The sequence below is a fragment of the Enterobacter cloacae complex sp. 677-3DZ2D5B genome, assembly GCF_004136695.1.
Classification (GTDB): Bacteria; Pseudomonadota; Gammaproteobacteria; order Enterobacterales; family Enterobacteriaceae; genus Enterobacter; species Enterobacter hormaechei_C.
The window spans coordinates 25,480-50,578 of record NZ_QFLS01000010.1; the positions used below are offsets into that span (position 1 = coordinate 25,480).

General features: G+C 54.1%; 24 protein-coding genes and 1 tRNA gene. 15 read left to right on the top strand and 10 right to left on the bottom strand.

Annotated elements, in window-relative coordinates:
• Window positions 1–9: 9 nt before the first annotated feature.
• Window positions 10–1,254: an esterase FrsA gene (gene frsA / locus DD597_RS16020; protein ID WP_023295967.1), complete on the top strand. Its 1,245-nt coding sequence runs from the start codon at window positions 10–12 to the stop codon at window positions 1,252–1,254.
• Between the two features lie 56 nt (window positions 1,255–1,310).
• On the top strand, window positions 1,311–1,712 hold the full coding sequence (gene crl, locus DD597_RS16025) for a sigma factor-binding protein Crl (RefSeq protein ID WP_003863201.1): 402 nt from the start codon (window positions 1,311–1,313) through the stop codon (window positions 1,710–1,712).
• A gap of 132 nt (window positions 1,713–1,844) precedes the next feature.
• On the opposite strand, the gene phoE is transcribed toward crl, so the two are convergent.
• Entirely contained in the window at window positions 1,845–2,897 is a 1,053-nt protein-coding gene (phoE, locus tag DD597_RS16030) for a phosphoporin PhoE (protein ID WP_003863199.1), read from the bottom strand.
• Between the two features lie 305 nt (window positions 2,898–3,202).
• On the opposite strand from phoE, the gene proB reads away from it, so the two are divergent.
• From proB to DD597_RS16060, 6 genes are all read left to right on the top strand, one after another.
• Window positions 3,203–4,306: a glutamate 5-kinase gene (gene proB, locus DD597_RS16035; RefSeq protein WP_023324200.1), complete on the top strand. Its 1,104-nt coding sequence runs from the start codon at window positions 3,203–3,205 to the stop codon at window positions 4,304–4,306.
• A gap of 11 nt (window positions 4,307–4,317) precedes the next feature.
• Window positions 4,318–5,571, top strand: coding sequence for a glutamate-5-semialdehyde dehydrogenase (gene proA / locus DD597_RS16040; RefSeq protein ID WP_129256399.1), 1,254 nt, complete (start codon window positions 4,318–4,320; stop codon window positions 5,569–5,571).
• Between the two features lie 111 nt (window positions 5,572–5,682).
• Window positions 5,683–5,758: transfer RNA gene (locus tag DD597_RS16045), tRNA-Thr, on the top strand.
• Window positions 5,759–6,326: 568 nt separating this feature from the next.
• Complete coding sequence (locus DD597_RS24880; protein WP_023315491.1) at window positions 6,327–6,485, top strand: hypothetical protein; 159 nt, start codon at window positions 6,327–6,329, stop codon at window positions 6,483–6,485.
• Window positions 6,486–6,590: 105 nt separating this feature from the next.
• Complete coding sequence (locus tag DD597_RS16055; RefSeq protein ID WP_032608608.1) at window positions 6,591–7,133, top strand: type IV secretion protein Rhs; 543 nt, start codon at window positions 6,591–6,593, stop codon at window positions 7,131–7,133.
• 2 nt (window positions 7,134–7,135) lie between these two features.
• The gene (locus DD597_RS16060) at window positions 7,136–7,492 is read left to right on the top strand and encodes a putative T6SS immunity periplasmic lipoprotein (protein ID WP_032608610.1); all 357 of its coding nucleotides are present in this window, start codon (window positions 7,136–7,138) and stop codon (window positions 7,490–7,492) included.
• 22 nt (window positions 7,493–7,514) lie between these two features.
• Here DD597_RS16060 and yecR read toward each other — a convergent pair whose 3' ends face one another.
• Window positions 7,515–7,706 carry a YecR family lipoprotein gene (gene yecR / locus DD597_RS16065; RefSeq protein ID WP_071785715.1) on the bottom strand — a complete coding sequence of 64 codons (192 nt, stop codon included), beginning with the start codon at window positions 7,704–7,706 and terminating at the stop codon, window positions 7,515–7,517.
• On the opposite strand from yecR, the gene DD597_RS16070 reads away from it, so the two are divergent.
• A protein-coding gene (locus tag DD597_RS16070) for an IS3 family transposase (protein WP_096888931.1) occupies window positions 7,699–8,897 on the top strand; the annotation gives its coding sequence in 2 pieces (ribosomal slippage) (window positions 7,699–7,978 and window positions 7,978–8,897; 1,200 coding nt in all). The two genes, yecR and DD597_RS16070, sit on opposite strands and share 8 nt — an antisense overlap.
• Window positions 8,898–9,003: 106 nt before the next feature.
• Here DD597_RS16070 and DD597_RS16075 read toward each other — a convergent pair.
• From DD597_RS16075 to DD597_RS16100, 6 genes are all read right to left on the bottom strand, one after another.
• On the bottom strand, window positions 9,004–9,750 hold the full coding sequence (locus tag DD597_RS16075; protein WP_129256458.1) for a cyclopropane-fatty-acyl-phospholipid synthase family protein: 747 nt from the start codon (window positions 9,748–9,750) through the stop codon (window positions 9,004–9,006).
• Between the two features lie 10 nt (window positions 9,751–9,760).
• A complete protein-coding gene (locus DD597_RS16080) occupies window positions 9,761–10,018 on the bottom strand; it encodes a YjhX family toxin (RefSeq protein WP_003863178.1) in 258 nt (85 codons plus the stop codon).
• A gap of 259 nt (window positions 10,019–10,277) precedes the next feature.
• Complete coding sequence (locus DD597_RS16085) at window positions 10,278–12,215, bottom strand: bifunctional diguanylate cyclase/phosphodiesterase (protein WP_045337345.1); 1,938 nt, start codon at window positions 12,213–12,215, stop codon at window positions 10,278–10,280.
• Between the two features lie 17 nt (window positions 12,216–12,232).
• Window positions 12,233–12,727 carry a molybdopterin-dependent oxidoreductase gene (locus DD597_RS16090; RefSeq protein WP_032608616.1) on the bottom strand — a complete coding sequence of 165 codons (495 nt, stop codon included), beginning with the start codon at window positions 12,725–12,727 and terminating at the stop codon, window positions 12,233–12,235.
• A gap of 383 nt (window positions 12,728–13,110) precedes the next feature.
• On the bottom strand, window positions 13,111–14,895 hold the full coding sequence (locus DD597_RS16095) for a diguanylate cyclase (protein ID WP_032608617.1): 1,785 nt from the start codon (window positions 14,893–14,895) through the stop codon (window positions 13,111–13,113).
• A gap of 114 nt (window positions 14,896–15,009) precedes the next feature.
• On the bottom strand, window positions 15,010–16,119 hold the full coding sequence (locus DD597_RS16100; protein WP_003863175.1) for an AI-2E family transporter: 1,110 nt from the start codon (window positions 16,117–16,119) through the stop codon (window positions 15,010–15,012).
• 157 nt (window positions 16,120–16,276) lie between these two features.
• On the opposite strand from DD597_RS16100, the gene mmuP reads away from it, so the two are divergent.
• The 6 genes from mmuP to tauD all read left to right on the top strand — a co-directional run bounded on the left by mmuP (window position 16,277) and on the right by tauD (window position 22,182).
• Complete coding sequence (mmuP, locus tag DD597_RS16105; RefSeq protein ID WP_129256400.1) at window positions 16,277–17,677, top strand: S-methylmethionine permease; 1,401 nt, start codon at window positions 16,277–16,279, stop codon at window positions 17,675–17,677.
• Window positions 17,664–18,596, top strand: a complete 933-nt coding sequence (gene mmuM, locus DD597_RS16110; protein ID WP_022650442.1) for a homocysteine S-methyltransferase — start codon at window positions 17,664–17,666, stop codon at window positions 18,594–18,596. The genes mmuP and mmuM overlap by 14 nt, the downstream gene beginning before the upstream one ends.
• Window positions 18,597–18,769: 173 nt before the next feature.
• Complete coding sequence (gene tauA, locus DD597_RS16115) at window positions 18,770–19,732, top strand: taurine ABC transporter substrate-binding protein (protein ID WP_022650443.1); 963 nt, start codon at window positions 18,770–18,772, stop codon at window positions 19,730–19,732.
• 10 nt (window positions 19,733–19,742) lie between these two features.
• Window positions 19,743–20,510 carry a taurine ABC transporter ATP-binding subunit gene (tauB, locus tag DD597_RS16120; protein ID WP_003863171.1) on the top strand — a complete coding sequence of 256 codons (768 nt, stop codon included), beginning with the start codon at window positions 19,743–19,745 and terminating at the stop codon, window positions 20,508–20,510.
• The gene (gene tauC, locus DD597_RS16125; protein WP_129256401.1) at window positions 20,507–21,334 is read left to right on the top strand and encodes a taurine ABC transporter permease TauC; all 828 of its coding nucleotides are present in this window, start codon (window positions 20,507–20,509) and stop codon (window positions 21,332–21,334) included. The genes tauB and tauC overlap by 4 nt, the downstream gene beginning before the upstream one ends.
• The gene (gene tauD / locus DD597_RS16130; protein WP_086581509.1) at window positions 21,331–22,182 is read left to right on the top strand and encodes a taurine dioxygenase; all 852 of its coding nucleotides are present in this window, start codon (window positions 21,331–21,333) and stop codon (window positions 22,180–22,182) included. Before tauC ends, tauD begins: the two co-directional genes overlap by 4 nt.
• A gap of 69 nt (window positions 22,183–22,251) precedes the next feature.
• Here the strand turns inward: tauD and DD597_RS16135 are convergent, their stop codons facing one another.
• Window positions 22,252–23,976 carry a lysophospholipid acyltransferase family protein gene (locus DD597_RS16135; protein WP_023315497.1) on the bottom strand — a complete coding sequence of 575 codons (1,725 nt, stop codon included), beginning with the start codon at window positions 23,974–23,976 and terminating at the stop codon, window positions 22,252–22,254.
• A gap of 128 nt (window positions 23,977–24,104) precedes the next feature.
• Window positions 24,105–25,079, bottom strand: a complete 975-nt coding sequence (gene hemB / locus DD597_RS16140; protein ID WP_003859169.1) for a porphobilinogen synthase — start codon at window positions 25,077–25,079, stop codon at window positions 24,105–24,107.
• Window positions 25,080–25,099: the final 20 nt, after the last annotated feature.

Consider the following 25,099-nt stretch of genomic DNA (forward strand, 5'->3'; position numbering starts at 1 on the left):
GGCAACGCAATGACGCAGGCGAATCTCACCGAAACTCTCTTCAAACCCCGTTTCAAGCACCCTGAAACGTCGACGCTGGTGCGTCGGTTTAATCCGGGGACAATGCCTGCCGTTCAGTCAGCGTTAGACGGTAAAAACGTGCCCCACTGGTATCGAATGATTAACCGCCTGATGTGGATCTGGCGCGGCATCGATCCGCGTGAAATCCTCGACGTGCAGGCGCGTATCGTGATGAGCGAGTCCGAGCGTACCGACAGCGATCTCTACGATACGGTAGTGGGCTACCGTGGTGGAAACTGGATCTACGAATGGTCAAAGCAGGCCATGCTCTGGCAGCAAAAAGCGAGCCAGGAAGAAGATGCCACTCTCAGCGGCAAGCACTGGCTGCATGCGGCAAACCTTTACAGCATCGCTGCATATCCGCATCTTAAAGGCGACGAACTGGCAGAGCAGGCGCAGGCGCTGGCAAACCGGGCTTATGAAGAGGCTGCGCAGCGGTTGCCTGGCCGGATGCGTGAAATTGAGTTCGCCATTCCCGGCGGCAGCCCGGTGACCGGATTCCTGCATATGCCGGAGGGGGAAGGGCCGTTCCCGACGGTTCTGATGTGCGGTGGACTGGACTCGTTACAAATTGACTATTACAGCCTGTATGAGCGCTACTTTGCCCCAAACGGAATCGCCATGCTGACGCTTGATATGCCTTCCATTGGTTTTTCATCCAAATGGAAACTTACGCAAGACTCCAGCCTGCTGCACCAGCATGCATTAAAAGCGCTGGAGAATATCCCCTGGGTTGATCACACCCGGGTTGGCGCGTTTGGCTTCCGCTTCGGCGCTAACGTCGCGGTACGGCTTGCCTACCTTGAATCTTCACGCCTGAAGGCCGTCGCCTGTCTTGGTCCGGTGGTGCATGCTCTGTTAAGCGATCCTGCGCGTCAGGGTAGCGTTCCTGAGATGTATCTGGACGTACTGGCGAGCCGACTTGGCATGCATGATGCTTCAGACGAAGCGTTGCGCATTGAACTTAATCGTTATTCATTAAAAACGCAGGGCTTACTCGGCCGCCGCTGCCCAACCCCGATGATGTCCGGTTTCTGGAAGAACGATCCGTTTAGCCCGGAAGAGGAGTCACGCTTAATCACGTCGTCATCTTCTGATGGTAAATTGCTGGAGGTGCCCTTCAGCCCGGTGTACCAGAATTTTGACAAAGCGCTGAAAGAGATCACACGCTGGATCACGCAGAGATTGTGTTAATAGTTTGCTAAATTTCGTTGGTTTGGTAAAACAGTGCTTCACAAAAGGAGATCGCAATGACGTTACCGAGTGGACACCCGAAAAGTAGACTGATTAAGAAGTTCATGGCTCTTGGCCCGTATATTCGAGAAGAGCAGTGTGAAGAGAATCGCTTTTTTTTCGACTGCCTGGCTGTTTGCGTCAACGTGAAGCCTGCACCCGAAAAACGTGAGTTCTGGGGCTGGTGGATGGAAATGGAAGCACAGGAAAACCGTTTTACCTATACCTATCAGTTTGGCCTGTTTAATAAAGACGGGCACTGGCAGGCGACGAGCATCAAAGATCAGGAAGTGATCGATCGCCTGGAGCATACGCTAAAAGAATTTCACGGCAGAGCTCGCGACCTGCTGGCAACATTGGATCTGAAGCTGGAGCCTGCGGACGATTTTTCCAGCGAAGCGGTGAAACTGAGAGCCTGATGATGTCCCAGCCCCGGGTGGCGGCTACGCCTTACCCGGTCTGAAAAATGTACTATCCCGTACGCCCGGTAAGCACAGCGTCACCGGGCACAAAAAAACCGGCTCAGCGCCGGTTTTTTTATTACCACAACATCAGAACTGGTAGGTCATGCCCAGCGCAACGATATCATCGCTGCTTACGCCCAGTTTATTATCGTCATCAATCTGATTGATCTTATAATCAACAAACGCAGACATATTTTTGTTGAAATAATATGTCGCACCTACGTCGATGTATTTCACGATATCTTCATCGCCGATACCTTCGATATCTTTGCCTTTAGACTGCACGTAACCCAGAGATGGACGCAGACCAAAGTCAAACTGATATTGCGCGACCACTTCGAAGTTTTGCGCTTTATTTGCAAAGCCACCGGAAATAGGGGCCATATTGCGGGTTTCGGAATAGATAGTGGCCAGATAAATATCATTGGCATCATATTTCAAACCGGTTGCCCAGCCTTCTGCTTTTTTACCTTCGCCGCGTGCCTGAAGGTTTTGCTCGTTGGTGCGGTCGGAGCTGGCATACGCACCAATCACAGAAAAATCGCTGCCGCCGAAGTCATAGCTCAGTGAGGTACCGAAGCCGTCACCGTTTTGCTTCTTCACGTCGCGGTTTTCATTTTTGCCCTGGTATTGCAGGGTCATATTCAGGCCGTCAACCAGGCCAAAGAAATCGGTATTACGGTATGTGGCCAGACCGGAGGCGCGTTTCGTCATGAAGTTATCGGTCTGTGCCAGGCCGTCACCGCCAAACTCCGGGAACATATCGGTGTATGCGGCGACGTCATACAGCGCGCCCAGGTTACGGCCATAATCCAGTGAGCCGAAGTCTTTCAGTTTCAGCCCGGCAAATGCCAGACGTGTTTTTTGAGAAGAGTCGCTTTCAGCTTTGTTACCCGCGAACTCAGCTTCCCAACGTCCGTAGCCCGTCAGCTGATCGTTAATCTGCGTTTCACCCTTAAAGCCGAAACGAACATAAGTCTGGTCACCATCCTTAGCGTCATCATCACTGATGTAGTGCATTGCTTTTACTTTGCCGTACACGTCCAGTTTATTCCCGTTTTTATTATAAACTTCTGCTGCCTGAACAGATGCGGAAGCAACTACGCCCATTACCACTAATGCCAGAGTGCTCTTTTTCATTTTCAATCCTGATTTTATAAAAACGCGCTAATATTCGCTGAGTAATAAGATTCGGCTTATTACCCCGTGAAAAACAGGAAGGGTTTTATCGTTCGTGGGTGAAAGTTTTATGACAAAGTAAGAATATGTCTAAAAAAGTATGTTTTAATTTTTCGGTAATAAAATTGTCAAAATGTGCCGCTACGCTTCCTGATCCCGCGCAACAAAGTGACGGGTCATGCGCTAAGGCAGTTGGCAACGGGGCTGACACCTGTTAAAACGTCTGACTGACATCATTTTCCCTTATTGTTGAACGGCAGAGAATCATGAGTGACAGCCAGACGCTGGTGGTAAAACTCGGTACCAGTGTGTTAACAGGCGGATCGCGCCGCCTGAATCGTGCCCATATCGTTGAGCTTGTACGTCAGTGCGCTCAGTTGCATGCCGCAGGGCATCGTATTGTAATTGTGACATCCGGGGCGATTGCCGCCGGGCGTGAACACCTGGGCTACCCCGAACTCCCCGCGACGATTGCCTCCAAACAGCTGCTGGCCGCCGTGGGACAAAGCCGACTCATACAGCTCTGGGAACAACTGTTCTCCATCTACGGCATTCACGTCGGGCAGATGCTGCTGACGCGTGCGGATATGGAAGACAGAGAACGTTTCCTGAACGCCCGCGATACGCTGCGCGCGCTGCTGGATAACCATATCGTTCCGGTCATTAACGAAAACGACGCTGTTGCCACCGCTGAAATCAAAGTGGGCGACAACGATAACCTCTCTGCGCTGGCGGCGATCCTGGCAGGGGCTGATAAGCTGCTGCTTCTGACCGATCAGCAGGGGCTGTTTACCGCTGATCCGCGCTCTAATCCACAGGCTGAACTGATCAAAGACGTTCACGGCATTGACGATGCGCTGCGCGCCATCGCGGGTGACAGCGTTTCTGGTCTGGGGACAGGCGGCATGGGCACCAAGCTCCAGGCCGCGGACGTGGCGTGCCGGGCCGGTATCGACACCATCATCGCCGCGGGCAGCCGTCCGGGCGTAATCGGTGATGTGATGGAAGGCATCTCTGTGGGTACTCGCTTCCACGCCCAGGCGACCCCGCTGGAAAACCGAAAACGCTGGATCTTTGGTGCGCCCCCGGCTGGCGAACTGACCGTGGATGAAGGCGCGACCGCCGCTATTCTGGAAAGAGGAAGCTCGTTACTTCCAAAAGGAATTAAAAGCGTGACAGGCAACTTCTCGCGTGGTGAAGTGATCCGAATCCGTAACCTTGAAGGTCGCGACATCGCTCATGGCGTAAGCCGTTATAACAGCGACGCGCTGCGTCGGATTGCTGGCCACCATTCCCAGCAGATCGACGCCATCCTGGGCTATGAATATGGCCCGGTTGCCGTGCATCGCGACGACATGATTATTCGTTAAGGAGCCAGAACATGCTGGAACAAATGGGCGCAGCCGCGAAAGCCGCCTCGTATAAACTGGCGCTCCTTTCCAGCCGCGAGAAAAACCGCGTGCTGGAAAAAATCGCTGATTATCTGGAATCGCAGTCGCAGGAAATTTTGCTCGCCAACGAGCAGGATCTGCTGGAAGCGCGTCGCAACGGCTTGAGCGAAGCGATGCTCGACCGTCTGGCGCTGACCCCGGCGCGTCTGAAAGGTATTGCCGACGACGTCCGTCAGGTGTGCAACCTCGCCGACCCGGTAGGGCAGGTGATTGACGGTGGGGTGCTCGACAGCGGGTTACGCCTTGAACGTCGTCGCGTGCCGCTTGGCGTCATTGGGGTGATTTACGAAGCGCGTCCAAACGTGACCGTGGATGTCGCCTCCCTGTGCCTGAAGACCGGTAACGCCGCGATCCTGCGTGGCGGGAAAGAGACCTGGCGCACCAACGCCGCGACGGTAAATGTCATTCAGCAGGCGCTGGAGGAGTGTGGTTTACCGGCGGGTGCCGTGCAGGCGATTGAAAGCCCCGACCGTGCTCTGGTTAACGAGATGCTGCGCATGGACAAATACATCGACATGCTCATCCCACGCGGCGGTGCGGGCCTGCACAAGCTGTGCCGCGAGCAATCTACCATTCCGGTGATCACCGGTGGTATTGGCGTATGCCATATCGTGGTGGATGACACCGCGGAGGTAGAACCTGCGCTGAAGATTATCGTCAACGCTAAAACCCAGCGTCCAAGCACCTGTAATACGGTAGAAACGCTGCTGGTGCATCAGGGCATCGCCAGTACCTTCCTGCCAGCGCTGAGCAAGCAGATGGCGGAAAGTGGCGTCACGCTGCATGCGGACGAGAAGGCTTTCGCCCTGCTGAAAGACGGTCCGGCGAAGGTCGTTCCGGTTAACGCGGAGCAGTACGACGATGAGTATTTGTCGCTGGATCTGAACGTGAAGGTAGTTGCGGATCTCGATGACACTATTGCGCACATTCGTGAACACGGAACCCAGCATTCTGACGCGATCCTGACGCGCACCCTGCGCAATGCCGATCGGTTTGTGAATGAAGTGGATTCGTCTGCGGTTTACGTCAATGCCTCGACGCGCTTTACCGATGGCGGCCAGTTTGGTCTGGGCGCGGAGGTGGCGGTGAGCACACAGAAGCTGCACGCCCGCGGTCCGATGGGGCTGGAAGCGCTGACCACCTACAAGTGGATCGGCTTTGGTGATGATACCATTCGTGCGTAAATAATCGCGGGTGATGCAAAAATAGCCGTTTGATTCAAAAGGGCATTGACGCATCACCCGGTTAGATCTACTCTTTTGCCCCGTGGTTACGCTCGTAACCGGCCTTTCAGGGCCGATATAGCTCAGTTGGTAGAGCAGCGCATTCGTAATGCGAAGGTCGTAGGTTCGACTCCTATTATCGGCACCATCTAAGAAAATCAATCACTTATCGTCAAAAACCTAAAGGATTGTATCTTTCATTATCATCCTTGATAACACTTGGTAAACGCCTTTGCGTTGTATCGGCTCAAGGATTGTACAACGTACTGGCGGGTAGTTACCAGGCTCAAGCCCGAACAGCATTAGAAATTTTGCCATCCCTTGAAGCTGAAAGAGTTGCCGGACTCTCTAAACACATCACTTGAACCATTAGCGATACGTTCCGCGCTTCGTGCGGCGCTCAATGATGCTACACCTTGTGAAAGGTCACAGAGAATAAACAGGCGTAATGTTGGGAAGACTAACCGGATCGGGAAAGAATCCGGCTCTGCCACGGTTTCGATCACCGGAGTATAACGATCACCTGATAAGAGAACGTGCTAAGGCTTTATCCTCCCTGCGAAGGGATTACACCCTGCGGTAGCGCTATGCGCCGCCTTTTCTTATGTGCCCAACACGGCACGTAATGATCATCTATTATCTGCACCATTGTAACTTTCGTTGTACTGTCTCTCTGCTGTACGTTGAACGCTGGCAGATTCAGCGGAGGGGATACCATGTCAAAAGCCACGAATACAGCAGCCACTAAGCGCAACAACCGTAAGATTCACGCCCGTAAATTCCTGGCAACACCAGAGGGGAAAGCCTGGCTTGCTAAGAAGCAGGAAGAGCGAGAGGAAATCAAGTTGGCGCGAGCGGCTAACAACATGTTTTAAACTACCGAACACGCCGCTAATTGGCTTCTATTGTCCAAAATCTGTTAGTTGCGCATTTCCTGCTCTCTGGATACCCTGATATAAATCATACAAGGAGGACAGTTTATGAGCGCACAGGCAGAGGAAGGAACATTACGCCGGATGACCTTAGGCGAGATTGCAATGGCTCGCAGAGTGTTCGGTGATTCGATAGTGTATAGCCGTGTCTGGATTCATTGCGACAGCTATTTACCGTTCGGCCTCCAGAAACAGAACTACGCGATGACTCCCAACGGGGAGTTGTGGTACAGAAAACAGATGTACAGGGAAGACTTTTCCGCAAACTCAGTTTTCGTTGAAGATAAATATGTTTTCATCCATGAATTGGGGCATGTGTGGCAACACCAGCACGGGCAATGGGTGAGAATGCGGGGTGCGTTTAGCTGGGCTGCTGAATATACCTACAGGCTGGATAAAGAAAAGCTCACTGATTACTCTCTTGAGCAGCAAGCCTCTATTTTAGCTGATTACTGGTTACTGCTGGTTTATGGGATCAGTAAGTGGTCTTACTATCAGAGACCAGGGCGCATGGGGATGTACAGGGGCGTAGACAAATTGCAGGATGTCCCTTCGCTTTACCAGAAAATCGTAACAGGGAAGGGGCGTTAAACATGAAAAACAAAATGTTGCTGGGTGTTGTATTCCTCTTAACGGGATGCCCTGGGCCTGGTGATCGAATGGTAGATCGTGAATCTACAACGGCATTTATCAAAGATAATCAAGTTTGTGTGGTGTCACCACTGGAGCCACAGGAACGGATCACTGCTATCCAAATCAACAGTGATAATAGCGACTCTCTTCACAATATTTTTGATGACAAGCCTGTTTATGTACCGAAGGGTGAGTGTCTTCCTGTATTCGGATTTAAGTTTACACCTGGAGAGCGGTATAACTTCGCGTATGACGTCCAATCTGCTAAATCAGGGGCGTATTTAGTCACTGCTGAATTTTCTTATCCCAAAGAATAAGGGGGCATTCTGCCCCCAAATCTTATTTCTTCAAGTCACCAGTACATTGATATTCCATTGTGACCATTGTTTCCATACATCCGCTTGAGGATGGTTGAGAACAAACAGAAGTTGAACCACCGAAAGGCTCAGCACCAGAATAGCCCCATGCAGCGCAACGCTGTGTGAAGTGGTTTACTGAATTTGGCCACCTGAACAGAGGTGATATGCTCATCTCAGAACAATACAGGTGTCCCAATGAAAAAAGAAATTTCAGCGCAGAGTTTAAACGCGAATCCGCTCAACTGGTCCTTGATCAGAACTACACCGTTGCAGCTGCGGCCAGTGCTATGGACGTGGGGCTTTCTACCATGACGCGATGGGTAAAGCAGTTACGGGATGAACGACAGGGTAAAATACCTAAAGCCTCCCCTATAACCCCGGAACAGATTGAAATACGTGAGCTAAAGAAAAAGCTACAACGCATTGAAATGGAAAACGACATATTAAAAAAGGCTACCGCGCTTTTGATGTCAGACTCCCTGAACAGTTCTCGTTAATCGAAAAACTCAGAGCGCAGTATCCTGTGGTCACACTCTGCCAGGTGTTCGGGGTTCATCGCAGCAGCTACAAATACTGGGTGAAAAGCCCCGAAAAGCCAGACGGCAAGCGGGCTATATTACGTAGCCAGGTTCTGGAGCTGCATAACATTAGCCATGGCTCTGCTGGCGCGAGGAGTATCGCCATTATGGCAACCCTGAGAGGTTTCAGAATGGGACGCTGGCTTGCCGGCAGACTCATGAAAGAACTGGGACTGGTTAGTTGTCAGCAACCCACCCACCGGTATAAACGTGGTGGCCATGAACACATTGCTATCCCAAACCACCTTGAGCGACAGTTCGCAGTGACAGAGCCTAATCAGGTGTGGTGCGGCGATGTGACGTATATCTGGACAGGCAGGCGCTGGGCTTACCTCGCCATTGTTCTCGATTTGTTCGCCAGGAAACCGGTAGGCTGGGCAATGTCATTCTCACCGGACAGCAAGCTAACCATCAAAGCGCTGGAAATGGCGTGGGAAACCCGAGGTAAACCAGCGGGAGTGATGTTCCCCAGTGACCAGGGTAGCCACTACACAAGCAGGCAGATCCGGCAGTTATTGTGGCGTTACCGGATCAGGCAAAGTATGAGCCGACGCGGAAACTGCTGGGATAACAGCCCGATGGAACGCTTCTTCAGAAGTCTGAAAAACGAGTGGGTGCCAGTGACAGGCTATATAAACTTTAGCGAAGCAGCTCATGCGATCACAGACTATATCGTCGGGTATTACAGGTCGGTAAGGCCGCATGACTATAACGGTGGGTTACCCCCAAACGAATCGGAAAACCGATACTGGAAAAACTCTAAAGCCGTGGCCAGTTTTGGTTGACCACTTCAAACAACTCAACCCATCTATGCTGCACTTTCTGGCTGAATGCTTAACCCTGTCTGTTGAACGGCGGCATAACCCTAAAGGCTATACCGCCAGCGCCATATTATCGCGCCATTAACGCAAACACTCCCCAGCCAAAGTACTCCCGCGTGTACGTCACATGACGTTCAGGCGCTATCGTCAGCTCCGCCCGAACCTCCTGCGCGAAGTCATCGTCTGGGTTTTCCTCCAGCCAGCGCCGCATGGTCATCCATTTTGCGGCTTCGTACCTGTCCCAGCCTTCCTGGTCAGCCAGCACCATTTCAACCAGGTCATAGCCCTGTTGATCGAAAGACGCAACCAGACCGGGCAGAGTGAGAAAGTCTGTAATCGACGAGACGCCGCAGGCCTGGGCTGTCTCCTCCGTCGCGGGTACCTGACGCCAGTACGGTTCGCCGATGAGCATTATTCCCCCGGGCTTGAGGCTTTTTGCCAGCAGATCCATCGTCCCGGCTACGCCCCCCGCAATCCAGGTTGCGCCAACGCAGGCCGCCACGTCACATTTTTCATTCGCGACGTAGCCGGCCGCGTCGTTATGAATGAAATGGACGCGTTCGCTGACGCCGAGTTCCTCTGCGCGCCGCGTGGCCTGCGCGGTGAAGAGCGGGCTCATATCGATACCGATACCGGTAATGGCGTGATCCCTAGCCCAGGTACAAAGCATCTCTCCCGAGCCGCTGCCGAGATCGAGAATGCGAGTGCCTGGCTTCATGCGTAACACGCGGCCCAGCGTCGCGTACTTCTCTGGTGTAAAGGGGTTATGAATGCGGTGTTCGCTTTCGCTAACAGTAAAAATACGTGGGATATCCATCATCCTCTCCTTAACGATTATCAGGCTGAGCGCGAACGTTGTTCAGCCCGGTGGTGTTAATGCGATAGGGCTGACCGTTAACGGATTTGATCAGCTTTTTGGTTTTGAGCTTTTTGAAAACGGCGAGCGTGCAGTCAGCCAGCAGTAGCCCTTCGCGGCTATAGCATTCAACGGCGGTGACGCGGCCGGAGGTATCGCGGACGTGCACAATACGGCCACCTTTGGCGAGAACGTGTAAGGTACGTTGTTCCTGACGGGATAAATTCATACTGGAAAACCTGTTTAATCATCATGTGCAAAACGTGCAAACACACAGCGGTGTCCGCATACGATTTCGGCGCATTGATAATCAGTCCGGCCTGGAAAGGTCGGGAAGCTGATTATCGGATGATTACATTCTCCAGCATCAAAGCCTCGGTTTGAGTTGATAGGTATTTACGGGGTGAATGATAACACCTGGTTATTGTCAGTGAATACCCAGGGGTGAAAAATGTGATCCCGGTTGGTATCGGGCTGAGGAGAGGGGATCATTCCTGGCCGCTCTTAATTTTGCTGTCGACCTGAGGCTGTGGTTTGCTGAAAAGATATCCCTGCACAAGCTCGCAACCCAGAGCCTGAAGCCGCTCAAGCTGCTCTTCGGTCTCAACGCCCTCAGCTATGACGCCCATATTAAGGCTTTTAGCCATACCGGTAATCAGCTTCACAATATTAAGCGCATCTTCCTGCGTAGATATCGGATTGACAAAAGATTTATCGATCTTGATTTTATCAAAATTCAGTTCGCTGAGTCTGGAGAGCGACGAATAGCCCGTGCCAAAATCATCAATGGAGATTCTTACGCCCAGTGCGCGGAGTTTTTTCAGAATCGCAATGGGGTTATTTCTGTCACTGAAGAGGGATGACTCCGTGACCTCTAACTCAAGACGGTTAGCCGGGAGCCCGGTTTCAGCCAGAACGGACTGCACCGTATTAATAAATGATTTGCTGCCCAATTGAACAGGCGAGACGTTGACGGAGATCCTGGCCGGAACAGTCCAGGAGACCGCTTCCCTACAGGCCAGTTTAAGTACGGTTTTACCTATCTCGTTGATCATGCCTGTTTTTTCAGCGGCGAAAATAAAGCTATCTGGGGAGAGCACTCCCTTTACAGGATGCATCCAGCGAATCAGCGCTTCATAGCCGTAAATTTCCTTGCTGACGGAATTCACAATAGGCTGGTAATAAACAACAAATTCATCATTCTCTATTGCTCTTGCCATATCATTTTCAAGGGTTCTGCTTTCCTGCAACTTCTGTAGCATTCGCTGGCGGAATACTTTGATTTGCTGAGAACCTTCTTTCTTGGCTTCATAGAGCGCCAGATCGGCAAATTTATAAAGGTAATCTGAACGTCGTTCGTTATCCGATAAAACAATACCCACGCAGGTGGCTATTTTGATGAGTTGATTATTGATTGTATAGGGCTTGCTGATGCTATCACTGATTTCTCGCGCGCGTGAGACGGCTGCGGTTTCGGTTAAGCCACTGGAGAGAAACGCAAATTCGTCGCCGCCCAAACGATAAAATGTCTCTGAAAAGCGGCCCAAAGCATTAAGGCGCGTGGATACCTCACGTAACAGTAAATCCCCGGTATCATGACCGTAGGTATCATTCACCTCTTTGAACCGGTCTAAATCGAATAACATCACCGTGACCGAAATATGTTTTTTCTCAGCCTGTAGATTAAGTTTATTGAGATCATCCCAAAAGAAAAGACGGTTTTTCATGCCGGTAAGGGAGTCATGATAAACATCGTATTCCAGTTTTGTATTCTGGATTTGCAGGGTTTCTTTGGATAGCTGAAGTTCTTCAGCCAGCGTTTTCACCTGCATATGGGCTTTCAGGATATTTTTATTTTGATAGATAATCAAAAAGCCCAGTATGAAGCTTAAAATAACCAGCAACAGAGAAAGTGCCGAGTAAATATAATACAGAACCTGTATTTTAAGGTTGGTTTCATTGATTGTATTAACATCTTTTGTTAAAGCCGTGGATGAAAGCTGGCTTAGCGGGGCATCCAGTGAATGCATATTGTTCAGATAGAGCTTTAACTCTGAACGGCTCATTTTCTCAAGATGACCATCCAGATAGTTCAGTATATTTTCCAGGCGTAAGGCGAGCGCCTGATGCGCTTTTTCGCTGTTTATATAACGACCCAGGCCGCCCTCTTTCAATAAATCATTCTGGCTCAGCATGATTTCCAGGCGCATGCGAACCTGGTCTACCGTAACGTCATCAGTCTCGGTTGCGTACAGTCCAATCCATGATTCAAATCGGTAATATTCAGATACCAGTTGGGCTACAGACCAGGACTCAGTGTAGTGAGTCAATTTTTGCAACTCTTGCTGACGATCGTAAACAAGAAATGCTATATATCCCGTAGTGATAAAAAGAGAAAAAATGATACCAACCAGTATCCTGTTCATTATGTTCTCCTGAACTACTATTCAATCTTCATTTTGCTGACCTGCCATGCCGATCGCGAGTAATAAATCTGATTATTGAGTTCAGGAAGACTGTCATAAGGGTAGACGATGAATGACGGACCTTTATCGCGGATGCGCATATATTCGCCATTGACCTTTAAAGCCAGGATGGCGTTGTATTTCTGGAAGTCGCTGAGAGGGATGACGGTAGTGTAATCATTGAGTGCAATCACATTCAGGACAGAACCCTTTGCACCCACATACTCCATGAGTTTGCGCATCGGGATACCCTCAAACTTCGTGCGGCCATTATACCAGGGAGAGGTCGTCTGGAAACTCACCATGCCCAGTTTTTCAAGGCTGGCAATATCAAAAACGGCATTTCCATTTTCGTTCGTATTTTCTATATTACCGTTAATGGTTAAGATGGGTTTGCCCACAGGCTTTGGCAGTTCGCCAGCCCAGCTTAAACTTTGTACCAAAAAGCAGCACAGCATTAGGATTATTCGCATATTGGCCTCCTCTTTTTAACAGAAGTATAAGAATTATAAGTTATTTATCCTATAAGTTTGTCTATTTTGTTGAACGCCACGCCTTTTTGCAAACGCTACTTGATTAAAATCATAAAAATCAAAATGATAGCTGTATTTTGCCCCGTGATTGCAGACCGCTGGCTGAAGCTTACGTTTTTTAAAACATAAAAACTTAGTGTAATAAACCACCCGAGTTTAAAAAATGATCGCTTTGATTTATTGATATATTTACGCACCCCCATTTTTTATCAATGGTGGCATCGTTAAGATGAATTTATTTGTACAAAGAATGATAACGCACCCTCAATGTGAGGGAATAAGAGAGTGCGCGTACCTCTGACGTCGTTGGCACTGAGTTTCGCTTAACCCGCCTCCAGCATACTGAAACTGACGATCCGCGAGCGCCCCAGCTCTTTCGCCCGGTAAAGCGCAACGTCTGCCGCGCGCAGCAGGTCGTCGCTTTGGGCGTGCTGCGGGTAACTGGCGATCCCGATCGACACATCTACCGGGCCAATCTCAGCAAGCCCATAACGTAGCGACAGCGTATGGACGCCGTTATAAATCTCCGTTGCGCAGGCGTGAGCCGCTTCCTCATCCGCACCCGTAAGTAGCACCAGAAACTCTTCGCCACCAAAGCGGAAGGCCAGGCCGGCATCGTGCACGGCACGCTGTACAATTGTCGCCACGCTCTTAATCACATGATCGCCAGCCTCATGGCCGAAGCGATCGTTAATGCTTTTGAAGTGATCGATGTCGATCATCATGCAGCTCACCGGTTCATCATTGCGCATCGCCTGAGCTATCTGAGTGCGCAGGGTATCTTCAAGGTGGTGGCGGTTACGCAAGCCGGTGAGCGGGTCGAATAGCGCTTTTTCCAGCAGGGCATCGCGCAGACGCTGGTTGGCCAGCGCCAGACCCAGGGCTTCCGCCATTAATTCGAGATAGGCGCGGGACGGTGCCGTTTCAGGCGTGATGTTCTGAAACGACAGCAAACCAATGGCTTCCCCCTGCGCAATGAGCGGCACGCAGAGTGAACTGTCTTTTTGTGATTCAGGCAGATGCTGGCAACCGATATCCGGCTCGCCATTGACCGGTGGGTGGCTCTGACCACGGCGTATGGCCCAGCATTGATCGGGGTGGAAAGCATTTTTTTCTCCCTGGGGAGATAACCATTCCGCCGCACAGCGCATCTCCCACGGGTTTCGATCCAGAATATACAGACGCCCGGCGACACCCGGCGCAATGTTGGGAGCAAACAGCTCTGCCACCTCAATCACGTCGCTAACGTTCTCGCAGCCCTGCAAGCGCTGGGTCATTCGCGCGAGCAGCTCGCGGATGGCCCAGTCTGCGTCGCGTTCTTTTTCAAGCCGCTGCCTTGCCAGCCCGTTCTCGCGGAAAATGCGAATAGCCTGCGCCATATCGCCTATCTCATCGACCTGGTTGAAATTTGGCGTTTCGACGGCGTAATCCTGTGAGGCCAGCCGGTGAACCACATCACTGAGGCGCACCACAGGGCGCAGCACGCGGTGCTTGAGAATAAAACCCATCACGAATAAGAAGAGCAGGGCGGTCAGGCCGACCATCATTTCAGAGGCGGTACGCAGGGTTTTTGACGTGTTGGTCGCTGCCTGGACATCGGCGATAATGCGCTTATCCAGAAGCACACGAAAATGGTCAATCTTGCTTTGGGCGCGTTCCATTTCAAGTTCGTAGATTTTGCCGAAGAGTAACGCAATGGCCTGTTGTTCCTCACCCCGGGCGACGCTGGCAATTGCTGCCTGCTGTTCATCCTGTAGGTCATCGACAATCTTCAGCCCTTCGTACAGCAGCGCCAGCTCTTCGCCCGTTGCGCCCGTATCTTTTAACTGGCCCAGCTTGCGCTCGATATTCTTCAGTTCGCCTTCTTTCGCCTGGTACGTTTTCAGCACATCGGGCTCTTTTTTGATGGCGTAAAGGCGCGCTAAGTCGGAGAGCATCCAGGTTTCTGCTTCAATCTCTTCCGTAAGCTGGTCAAAAATTTGTCGTTGCTTAACAGCCTGACGTTCTACGTTGTCGGCATGGGAAGCCATCAGCATGACGATACCGGAGGCAATGGTCAGGCACACCGTGACACCATAAGCCCAGTTTGTGATCGTGGCGATTCGCACCTGTTGGATCCTTCTACGACAAATGTGGAAGAGCGTTCATTAAAGATTATAGAAAACCCCTGATTTATCGCGAAAAAAAAGGCGGCACCGGGCCGCCTGTCAAAACGCGTTTAGTTAGAGATCCGGAGGATTTTTTCCTTCTTCGATAAAATCTGCGTCCAGCTCCTCGGCGTTGCCTGCGTGGTCGCGGCCGGAGAAGAGGTTCCAGCAGGCGATAAACAGGGCGGCAATCAGCGGCCCAATCACAAAGCCGTTAATGCCGTACAGCTCCATACCGCCGAGCGTGGTGATCAGTATCAGGTAGTCCGGCATTTTGGTGTCTTTGCCCACCAGCAGCGGACGTAAAAGGTTGTCCACCAGCCCGACGATAATGACAAAGAAGCCCACAATGAACAGACCCTGCCACAGCTGGTGAGTGGCAAACAGGAAGATGGCGGCGGGAACCCAGACGATAGCCGAGCCGACGGCGGGCACCAGGGAGAGGAACGCCATCAGCGCTCCCCACAGTACGCTACCGTCAATACCGACGATGGCAAAGGCGATACCGCCAAGCGTACCTTGAACCACCGCCACGACCGCCGTACCTTTTACCGTAGCTCGCGAGACGCCGACAAACTTCGCGAACAGGTGCTGTTTGACGAAGTCAGACAGCGGCAGCGAGTCGAGGATCTGGCGCACCAGATAGGGCCCGTCTTTGAGCAGGAAAAACAGCAGGTACAGCATAATGCCGAAGCTAATAGCAAAGCCGAACGTCCCTTTACCAATCAGGAACGCGCTACCCGCCAGATACTGTCCGCCCTGTAACGCGACATCGGAAAGCTTTTTCTGGATCTGCGCGGCGTTGGTCAGGTTGTGATCCGCCAGGAAGCCGCTGGCCCAGTCCGGCAGGCGGTTGAAGATACCGGCGATGACTTCCGGGAACTGCGTGTTGTTCTGTTGCAGCTTGGTGTAAACCATGTTCAGTTCCACCGCGAGCGAGGAAAGGATCACCATCAACGGAATAAACACGATCAGGCAGATAATGCCGAGTGTGAGGAGGGAAGCCAGCCCGTTGCGATCGCCCAGCGCGGTACGCAGCTTGTTTTTCACCGGGTTGAAAATGATGGTCAGGATCGCGGCCCACAGAATCGCCGAGAAATAGGGTGACAGCACGTCAAAGAAAGCCCAGGTTACAAGGGCCAGGATGAGAATAAAGAAACCTTTGGTCAGTCCGTTAAATCGCATAGTGAGTCCTGGTGAAGAAGAAACTGTGTCGACTATAGAACTGATTTAAGGATTTACCAATAATTGCGCCGAAGTCGTGCCGGGTGGCTTTTTGTTAACAATCGCGGTATAACACCCTTCTTTGGATGTTTAGATGTCCATACGTTTAGAAGGTAATATGCAAACAGAACAACAAAACGGGCAGCTTAAGCGCACCATGAAAACCCGCCACCTGATTATGCTCTCGCTGGGTGGCGTTATCGGCACAGGGTTATTCTTCAATACCGGATACATCATTTCGACAACTGGCGCGGCGGGCACGCTGCTGGCGTATCTTATCGGTGCGCTGGTGGTCTGGCTGGTTATGCAGTGTCTGGGCGAGCTCTCCGTGGCGATGCCGGAAACCGGGGCGTTCCACGTCTACGCCGCTCGTTATCTCGGCCCGGCGACAGGGTATACCGTGGCGTGGCTGTACTGGCTTACGTGGACAGTGGCGCTGGGATCGAGCTTTACCGCAGCCGGGTTCTGTATGCAGTACTGGTTCCCGCAGGTTCCCGTCTGGACGTGGTGCGTCGTCTTTTGCGTGGTGATTTTTGCTCTTAATGTGATTTCCACGCGTTTCTTCGCCGAAGGGGAATTCTGGTTCTCGCTGGTGAAAGCCATCACCATCATCGCCTTCATTATTCTCGGCGGAGCGGCGATCTTCGGTTTTATCCCGATGCAGGATGGTTCACCGGCGCCGGGCTTGAGCAACATTACTGCCGAAGGCTGGTTCCCGCACGGCGGTCTGCCGATCCTGATGACCATGGTGGCGGTCAACTTTGCCTTCTCAGGTACAGAGCTTATCGGCATCGCGGCAGGGGAAACGGAAAACCCACACAAGGTTATTCCGGTTGCTATTCGCACCACCATCGCCCGGCTCATCATCTTCTTTATTGGCACCGTGTTTGTGCTGGCGGCGCTGATCCCGATGCAGCAGGCTGGCGTGGAGAAAAGTCCGTTTGTGCTGGTGTTTGAAAAGGTCGGCATTCCGTATGCGGCGGATATCTTTAACTTCGTGATCCTGACGGCGATCCTCTCGGCGGCGAACTCGGGCCTGTACGCCTCTGGCCGTATGCTGTGGTCTCTGTCTAACGAGAAAACGCTGCCGCGCTGCTTTGCCCGCGTCAACAAAAACGGCGTGCCGCTGACGGCGCTCTCCGTTTCCATGCTGGGCGGCGTGCTGGCGCTGTTCTCCAGCGTGGTCGCGCCGGATACGGTGTTTGTGGCGCTGTCAGCCATTTCCGGTTTTGCGGTGGTGGCAGTGTGGATCAGCATCTGCGCGTCGCACTTTGTGTTTCGTCGCCGTCACGTGCAGTCCGGGCAACCGCTTTCGGCGTTGCAGTATCGCGCGCCATGGTATCCACTGGTGCCCGTGCTTGGATTTATCCTCTGCCTGGTGGCCTGCGTCGGCCTGTGGTTTGACCCCAGCCAGCGTATTGCCCTTTATTGCGGGCTTCCGTTTGTCGCCCTGTGTTATGGTGCGTACTATCTGACCCGAAACCTGACCACGCAGGAGCCTGAACATGTCGCAGAATAATCCGCTTACCGCCCTCCTTGAAAACCAGCCGTTTGTCGTGCTGGATGGGGCAATGGCAACGGAGCTGGAAGCGCGCGGTTGTAACCTTGCCGACAGCCTCTGGTCGGCTAAAGTGCTGATGGAAAACCCGGAGCTGATCCGTGACGTACACCTCGACTACTACCGCGCGGGGGCACAGGTGGCGATCACCGCCAGCTATCAGGCGACACCCGCGGGCTTTGCCGCTCGCGGGCTGGACGAGTCGCAATCCCGGGCGTTGATTGGCAAAAGCGTAGAGCTGGCACGCAAAGCGCGGGAAGCGTACCTGGCTGAGAACGCAAATGCAGGCACGCTGCTGGTGGCGGGATCTGTGGGCCCTTACGGCGCGTATCTGGCCGATGGTTCCGAGTATCGCGGCGATTACGTGCGTAGCGCTGAAGAATTCACCGCCTTCCACCGCCCGCGTGTAGAGGCGCTATTGGATGCGGGCGCGGATTTGCTGGCCTGTGAAACGCTGCCTTCGTTCACTGAGATTAAGGCGCTGGCGGCGTTGCTGACGGCGTATCCCCGCGCCCGGGCATGGTTCTCATTTACCCTGCGTGACAGCGAGCACCTGAGTGACGGAACGCCGCTGCGGGATGTCGTTTCTGCGCTGGAAAACTACCCGCAGGTTGTCGCGCTGGGGATCAACTGTATCGCGCTGGAAAACACCACCTCGGCGCTGACGCATCTGCACAGCCTGACATCGCTGCCGCTGGTGGTCTATCCGAATTCCGGCGAGCATTATGATGCGGTGAGCAAAACCTGGCATCACCACGGTGAAGCGTGCGAGACGCTGGCGGGGTATTTACCGCAGTGGCTGGCGGCTGGCGCTAAATTAATCGGGGGATGTTGCCGGACCACGCCGAAAGATATTGCTGCGCTGACGGTTCAGCGCTGAGGTCTTTGCCGGGTGGCGGCTGCGCCTTACCCGGCGAAACAACCGCACAAAATTCACTATCCTTTCCCGCTTTTTTTCTAAAAACGAATCGTCATTAGCGATTCTTTTTTATTCCTTTATCAAAATTCTCGCGCCGGAAATACTGCTCTCATAACAACAAGGGAGCAGACATTATGGCAATTTCATCGCGGATCACACTTCTCGGCGCACTGGCGCTGTGGGCATTTCAGGCGCAGGCGGTGGACGTCACCGTCGCGTATCAGACTTCCGCTGAGCCGGCGAAAGTCGCGCAGGCGGATAACACCTTCGCCAAAGCGAGCGGGGCGAACGTCGACTGGCGCAAGTTCGACAGCGGCGCGGCGATTGTGCGGGCGTTAGCCTCGGGCGACGTGCAGATTGGCAACCTGGGCTCCAGCCCGCTGGCGGTGGCCGCCAGCCAGCAGGTGCCGATTGAAGTTTTCCTGCTGGCGTCGCAGCTCGGAAATTCCGAAGCCCTGGTGGTGAAGAAAAGCATCACGAAACCCGAAGATTTGATCGGCAAACGCATCGCGGTGCCGTTTATCTCCACCACGCATTACAGCCTGCTGGCAGCGCTGAAACACTGGGGCATTAAGCCCGGCCAGGTGCAGATCATCAACCTGCAACCTCCGGCCATTATTGCCGCCTGGCAGCGTGGCGACATCGACGGAGCATACGTCTGGGCGCCCGCCGTCAACGAACTGGAAAAAGAGGGCACCGTGCTGACCGACTCCGAAAAAGTGGGGCAGTGGGGCGCGCCAACCCTTGATGTCTGGGTGGTACGTAAGGACTTTGCCGAGAAACACCCTGAAGTGGTGAAAGCCTTCGCCAAAAGCGCCATCGACGCACAGCAGCCATACATCAGCAACCCGGATGAATGGCTGAAACAGCCCACCAACCTGGAGAAACTCTCACGTCTGAGCGGCGTGCCGGAAGCTGACGTGCCGGGGCTGGTAAAAGGCAACACCTATCTGACGCCTGATCAGCAGGTCCAGCAGCTGAACGGGCCGGTAAGCAAAGCGATTGTTGACACTGCGACGTTCCTGAAAGAGCAGGGCAAAGTGCCTGCGGTGGCGGCGGATTACAGCCAGTTCGTGACCGATCGCTTTGTGAAATAAGGGGGCTGCAATGCTGAACATTACAAACCTGTCTGCCGATTACGGCGGCAAACCCGCCCTGGAAGCGATCAACCTGACGCTGGACAGCGGTGAACTGCTGGTGGTGCTGGGACCGTCCGGCTGCGGGAAAACGACGCTGCTGAACCTGATCGCCGGGTTTGTACCGTATCAGCACGGCTCGATCCAACTGGAAGGGAAACGGGTCACGGGGCCGGGCGCAGAGCGCGGCGTGGTTTTCCAGAACGAAGGGTTACTCCCGTGGCGAAACGTTCAGGAAAACGTTGCGTTTGGTCTGCAACTGGCCGGTGTAGCGCGTGAACAGCGCCTGAATACGGCGCGCGATATGCTGAAAAAGGTCGGGCTGGAGGGGGCTGAAAAACGCTTTATCTGGCAGCTTTCAGGCGGGCAGCGTCAGCGCGTCGGGATCGCCCGTGCGCTGGCGGCTAACCCACAGCTGCTGTTGCTGGACGAACCTTTCGGGGCGCTGGACGCCTTCACCCGCGAGCAGATGCAAACCCTGCTGCTGCGCCTGTGGCACGAAACCGGCAAGCAGGTGCTGTTAATCACCCACGATATCGAAGAGGCCGTGTTTATGGCGACGGAGCTGGTGCTGCTCTCACCGGGGCCGGGACGCGTGCTGGAGCGCCTGCCGCTTGAGTTTGCCCGGCGCTATGTGGCGGGAGAACCGGTACGCAGCATCAAATCCGATCCGCTGTTTATTGAACAGCGTGAATACGTCTTAAGCCGCGTGTTTGAGCAACGGGAGGCGTTCTCATGAGCATTGTTTTCAGTGAAAAAACGCGGCGGACGCGCCTTGCCTTACGCTGGCCGTTCTCTCGCCAGCTCACTTTAAGCGTCAGCACGCTGGTGGTGTTGCTGGCGGTATGGTGGGCGGTTGCCGCGCAGCAGTGGGTCAGCCCGCTGTTTCTGCCCCCGCCAGGCCAGGTTCTGGAAAAACTGATTACTATCGCCGGGCCGGAGGGCTTTATGGATGCCACGCTCTGGCAGCATTTAGGTGCCAGTCTGACGCGTATTCTGGTGGCGCTGCTGGCGGCGGTCATTATTGGCGTTCCGGTGGGGATCGCGATGGGACTGAGCCCGACGGTACGCGGCATTCTCGACCCGCTGATAGAACTTTACCGTCCCGTCCCGCCGCTGGCTTACTTGCCCCTGATGGTGATCTGGTTTGGCATCGGGGAGACGTCAAAGATCTTACTGATATACCTGGCGATTTTTGCGCCGGTCGCGATGTCGGCCCTGGCTGGCGTAAAGAGTGCACAGCAGGTACGCATACGTGCGGCGCAGTCGCTCGGCGCCAGCCGCGCGCAGGTCCTCCTGTTCATCATTTTACCGGGCGCGCTGCCGGAGATATTGACCGGGCTGCGCATCGGCCTTGGGGTGGGCTGGTCTACGCTGGTGGCGGCAGAGCTGATAGCCGCCACGCGCGGCCTTGGGTTTATGGTGCAGTCGGCGGGAGAGTTCCTGGCGACCGATGTGGTACTGGCAGGGATCGCAGTGATCGCCGCGATCGCCTTTGGATTAGAACTGGGACTGCGCGCGCTACAGCGTCGCCTGACGCCCTGGCATGGAGAAATACAATGAGTGAACGTCTGACGATTATCCCGTTGGGGCCGTACATTGGCGCGCAAGTGTCGGGCCTGGACGTAACCCGTCCGCTGAGCGATAACCAGTTTGAGCAGCTGTACCACGCGGTGCTGCGTCATCAGGTGGTGTTCCTGCGTGAACAGGCCATTACCCCGCATCAGCAGCGCGCGCTGGCCCTGCGTTTTGGCGACCTGCATATCCACCCCGTCTATCCGCATGCGGAAGGGGTGGAGGAGATTATCGTCCTCGACACCCACAACGATAACCCGCCGGATAACGATAACTGGCATACCGATGTGACCTTTATCGACACTCCGCCAGCCGGGGCGATTCTTGCGGCGAAGCTGCTGCCAGAGACGGGGGGCGATACGCTGTGGGCAAGCGGGATCGCAGCGTTTGAGGCGCTCTCCGCGCCGCTCCAGACCCTGCTGAGCGGCCTGCGGGCGGAGCATGACTTCAAAAAATCATTCCAGGAATATAAGTACCGTAAAACGAAAGAGGAGCACCAGCGCTGGCTGGATGCGGTTGAAAAACATCCTCCGCTGCTGCACCCGGTGGTGCGTACGCATCCGGTGACCGGAAAGCAGGCGCTGTTTGTGAATGAAGGGTTTACCACGCGTATCGTGGACGTAGCGGAGAAAGAGAGTGAGGCGCTGCTCGGCTTCTTGTTCGCGCATATCACCAAACCGGAGTTTCAGGTGCGCTGGCGCTGGCAGGAGAACGATCTGGCGATCTGGGATAACCGCGTCACGCAGCATTACGCCAATGCGGATTATCTGCCGCAGCGAAGGATTATGCAGCGGGCGACCATCCTGGGGGATAAGCCGTTCTACCGTGCGGTTTGAGCCCCTCACCCTAACCCTCTCCCCAAAGGGGCGAGGGGACTGACCGGTGCGGTTTTCACCCTCTCCCTTTTAGGGAGAGGGCAGGGGGGAGGGTATTAAGTGCGCCTCTATATACCGCTGATAGCGGTTCGCCTTCAGATAACACAGATCCACCAGCACCAGCCCGTCGATACAGTTATTGAACGCCGGATCGCTGCCGAAATCGATAAACTGCACGCCGCCTGGTTCGCATAGCTCGGAATACTGTTTGTAGAGCGGCGGGATGCCGCAACCCAGGTTGCCGAGCAGGGATTTGAGCTTTGTCAGGTCATCCACGTAATCCACCCCGCCAAATTGCGCCAGCACGTCTGGCAGGGATGCGGGATAGGGCTGGCGCGAGGCGGCTAGAGGATGCGTCGCCGGGAACCACAAGCGGTAAAAGGCGACCAGCAGATCCCGCGCGGCAGGCGGTAACCCCCCGGAGATGGAGACCGGGCCAAACAGGTAACGGTAATGAGGATAGCGTGCCAGATAGGCGCCAATACCTGACCACAGATAGTCCAGACCGCGACGCCCCCAGTAGCGCGGCTGTATAAAGCTACGCCCCAGCTCAATGCCGTGCTCCAGTATGTCCTGCATTTTTTCGTCGTAGTGGAACAGGCTGTAGCTGTACAACCCCTCGACGCCGCGCTTTTCCACCTGCATGGCCGTTGGCATAAAGCGGTACGCGCCGACAATCTCCAGGTCATCGTCATCCCACAAAATGAGGTGCAGATAGTCATCATCGTAGCTGTCCGTATCCCGCCGCTTCCCGCTGCCTTCCTCCACGGCACGAAAGGCAATCTCGCGCAGCCGCCCCAGCTCGCGCAGCAGAGGCGCCTCTTCCTGCCCGTTGCGCTGCCAAAGATAGATGGCCTTACCATCGCTCGTTTTTCCCAGACACTCGGCCTGCGCCAGTTCGCGCTTCAGCGTGGCCCTGTCTTCCGGGCGGGCAATGGCGCACTGGGTTTTAAAGACGCCAGGCAATCCCTTGCCAAGACGTATCACGTGCTGACGACACTGCTCGGCCATCTCACGCGATGAAAGGGTAGAACTAAACCGGTCATTCCAGGCAATCTGCTGGCCGATTTTGATCGGCAACTGACTGTGACGGCGGCGAAACATCTGTTGCATCAACAGCAGCATGGATACCGTTGGCGAGACCAGGGTACTGGCATAAAACAGCAGGCTGTTGTGCGCCTGGATATGTACCGGAAGTAGCGGCACCCGTAATTTGCCAGCCAGCTTGATAAAGCCCGGATGCCATTTTTTATCGCGTATGCCTTTGCGCGTTGGGCGGGAAACTTCGCCCGCCGGAAAGAAGATCAGCACACCGGCGTTTTGCAGGTGCTGCTCCATCTGTATCAGCGAAGCTTTTGCGGTTCTGCCGCCCATATTATCCACGGGAATAAACAATGAACTGAGGGGCTCAAGGTGGGACAGCATCCTGTTGGTAACAACCCTGACGTCGCGGCGCACGCGGGAAACGGCGTACAGCAACGCCAGCCCATCCAGCGTGCCAGTGGGGTGGTTCGCTATCACAATGAGTGGGCCGTGTTCGGGGATTTGTTCGAGATCGCGGGCGGAAACGGAGCAGTGAATATCAAGGTGTTCCAGAACCTGATCCACCATATCCAGCCCTTTCAGGTGACGGTGGCTGGCGGCAAACTGCTGAAATTCGTCTTCGTGAAGCAGTCTTTTTAACAGACTTTTTTGCCAGGGTGCGGGCCTCGCCTGAGGCCAAAGGTCATCAAGAACGCTGTCGAGACTAAACATTGATCACTCCTCCTGCCGTCTTGCCCAGACAGTAGAAGGAGGAGATGTCGTTTGTATTGCAGTTTGGTGAAGATTAGCGCAGAGAGCAGGCCGGGTAAGGCGAAGTCGCCACCCGGCGCTAAAGCGGATTAACGCAGAATTTTCTTCTCGGCCAGATCCAGCGCGAAATAGCTGAAGATCAGATCCGCGCCCGCACGTTTGATCGCCCCCAGGCTTTCGAGGATCACTTTCTCTTCGTCGATGGCACCCGCCTGCGCGGCGAATTTGATCATCGCGTACTCACCGCTCACCTGGTAGGCGCCCAGCGGCAGTTCGGTGCGTTCGCGAATGTCGCGCAGGATATCCAGGTACGCGCCAGCCGGTTTCACCATCAGGCAGTCAGCGCCCTGGGCTTCATCAAGCAGAGATTCACGAATCGCTTCGCGGCGGTTCAGCGGGTTCATCTGATAGGTTTTACGATCGCCTTTCAGCGCCGTGCCCGCTGCTTCACGGAACGGACCGTAGAAAGAGGAGGCGAATTTGGTGGAGTAGGACATGATGGCGGTGTCGGTGAAGCCCGCGGCATCCAGCGCATGGCGAATCGCCTGTACCTGCCCATCCATTGCCGCAGAAGGCGCAATGAAATCCGCACCCGCGGCGGCGGCAACCACCGCCTGCTTGCCCAGATTCAGCAGGGTCGCATCGTTGTCCACGCCGTGATCGCACAGCACACCACAGTGGCCATGAGAGGTGTATTCGCAGAAGCAGGTATCGGACATGACGATCATCTCCGGCACACTCTCTTTGCAGATGCGCGACATGCGTGCCACGAGGCCGTCTTCTTTCCAGGCATCGCTGCCGGTCGCGTCAGTGTGGTGGGAGATACCGAACGTCATCACCGAGCGGATGCCCGCATTCGCAATGCGTTCGATCTCGCGGGCCAGATGCTTTTCAGGAATGCGCATCACGCCCGGCATCGCGTCGATGGCTTTGTAGTCATCGATCTCTTCTTCAACAAAAATCGGCAACACCAGATCGTTTAAGGTCAGTGTTGTCTCTTCAAACATGGCGCGCAGTGCGGGTGACTTGCGCAGGCGACGGGGACGTGCAATTAAATCGGTCATGGTATGCCTGATGTTTGTGG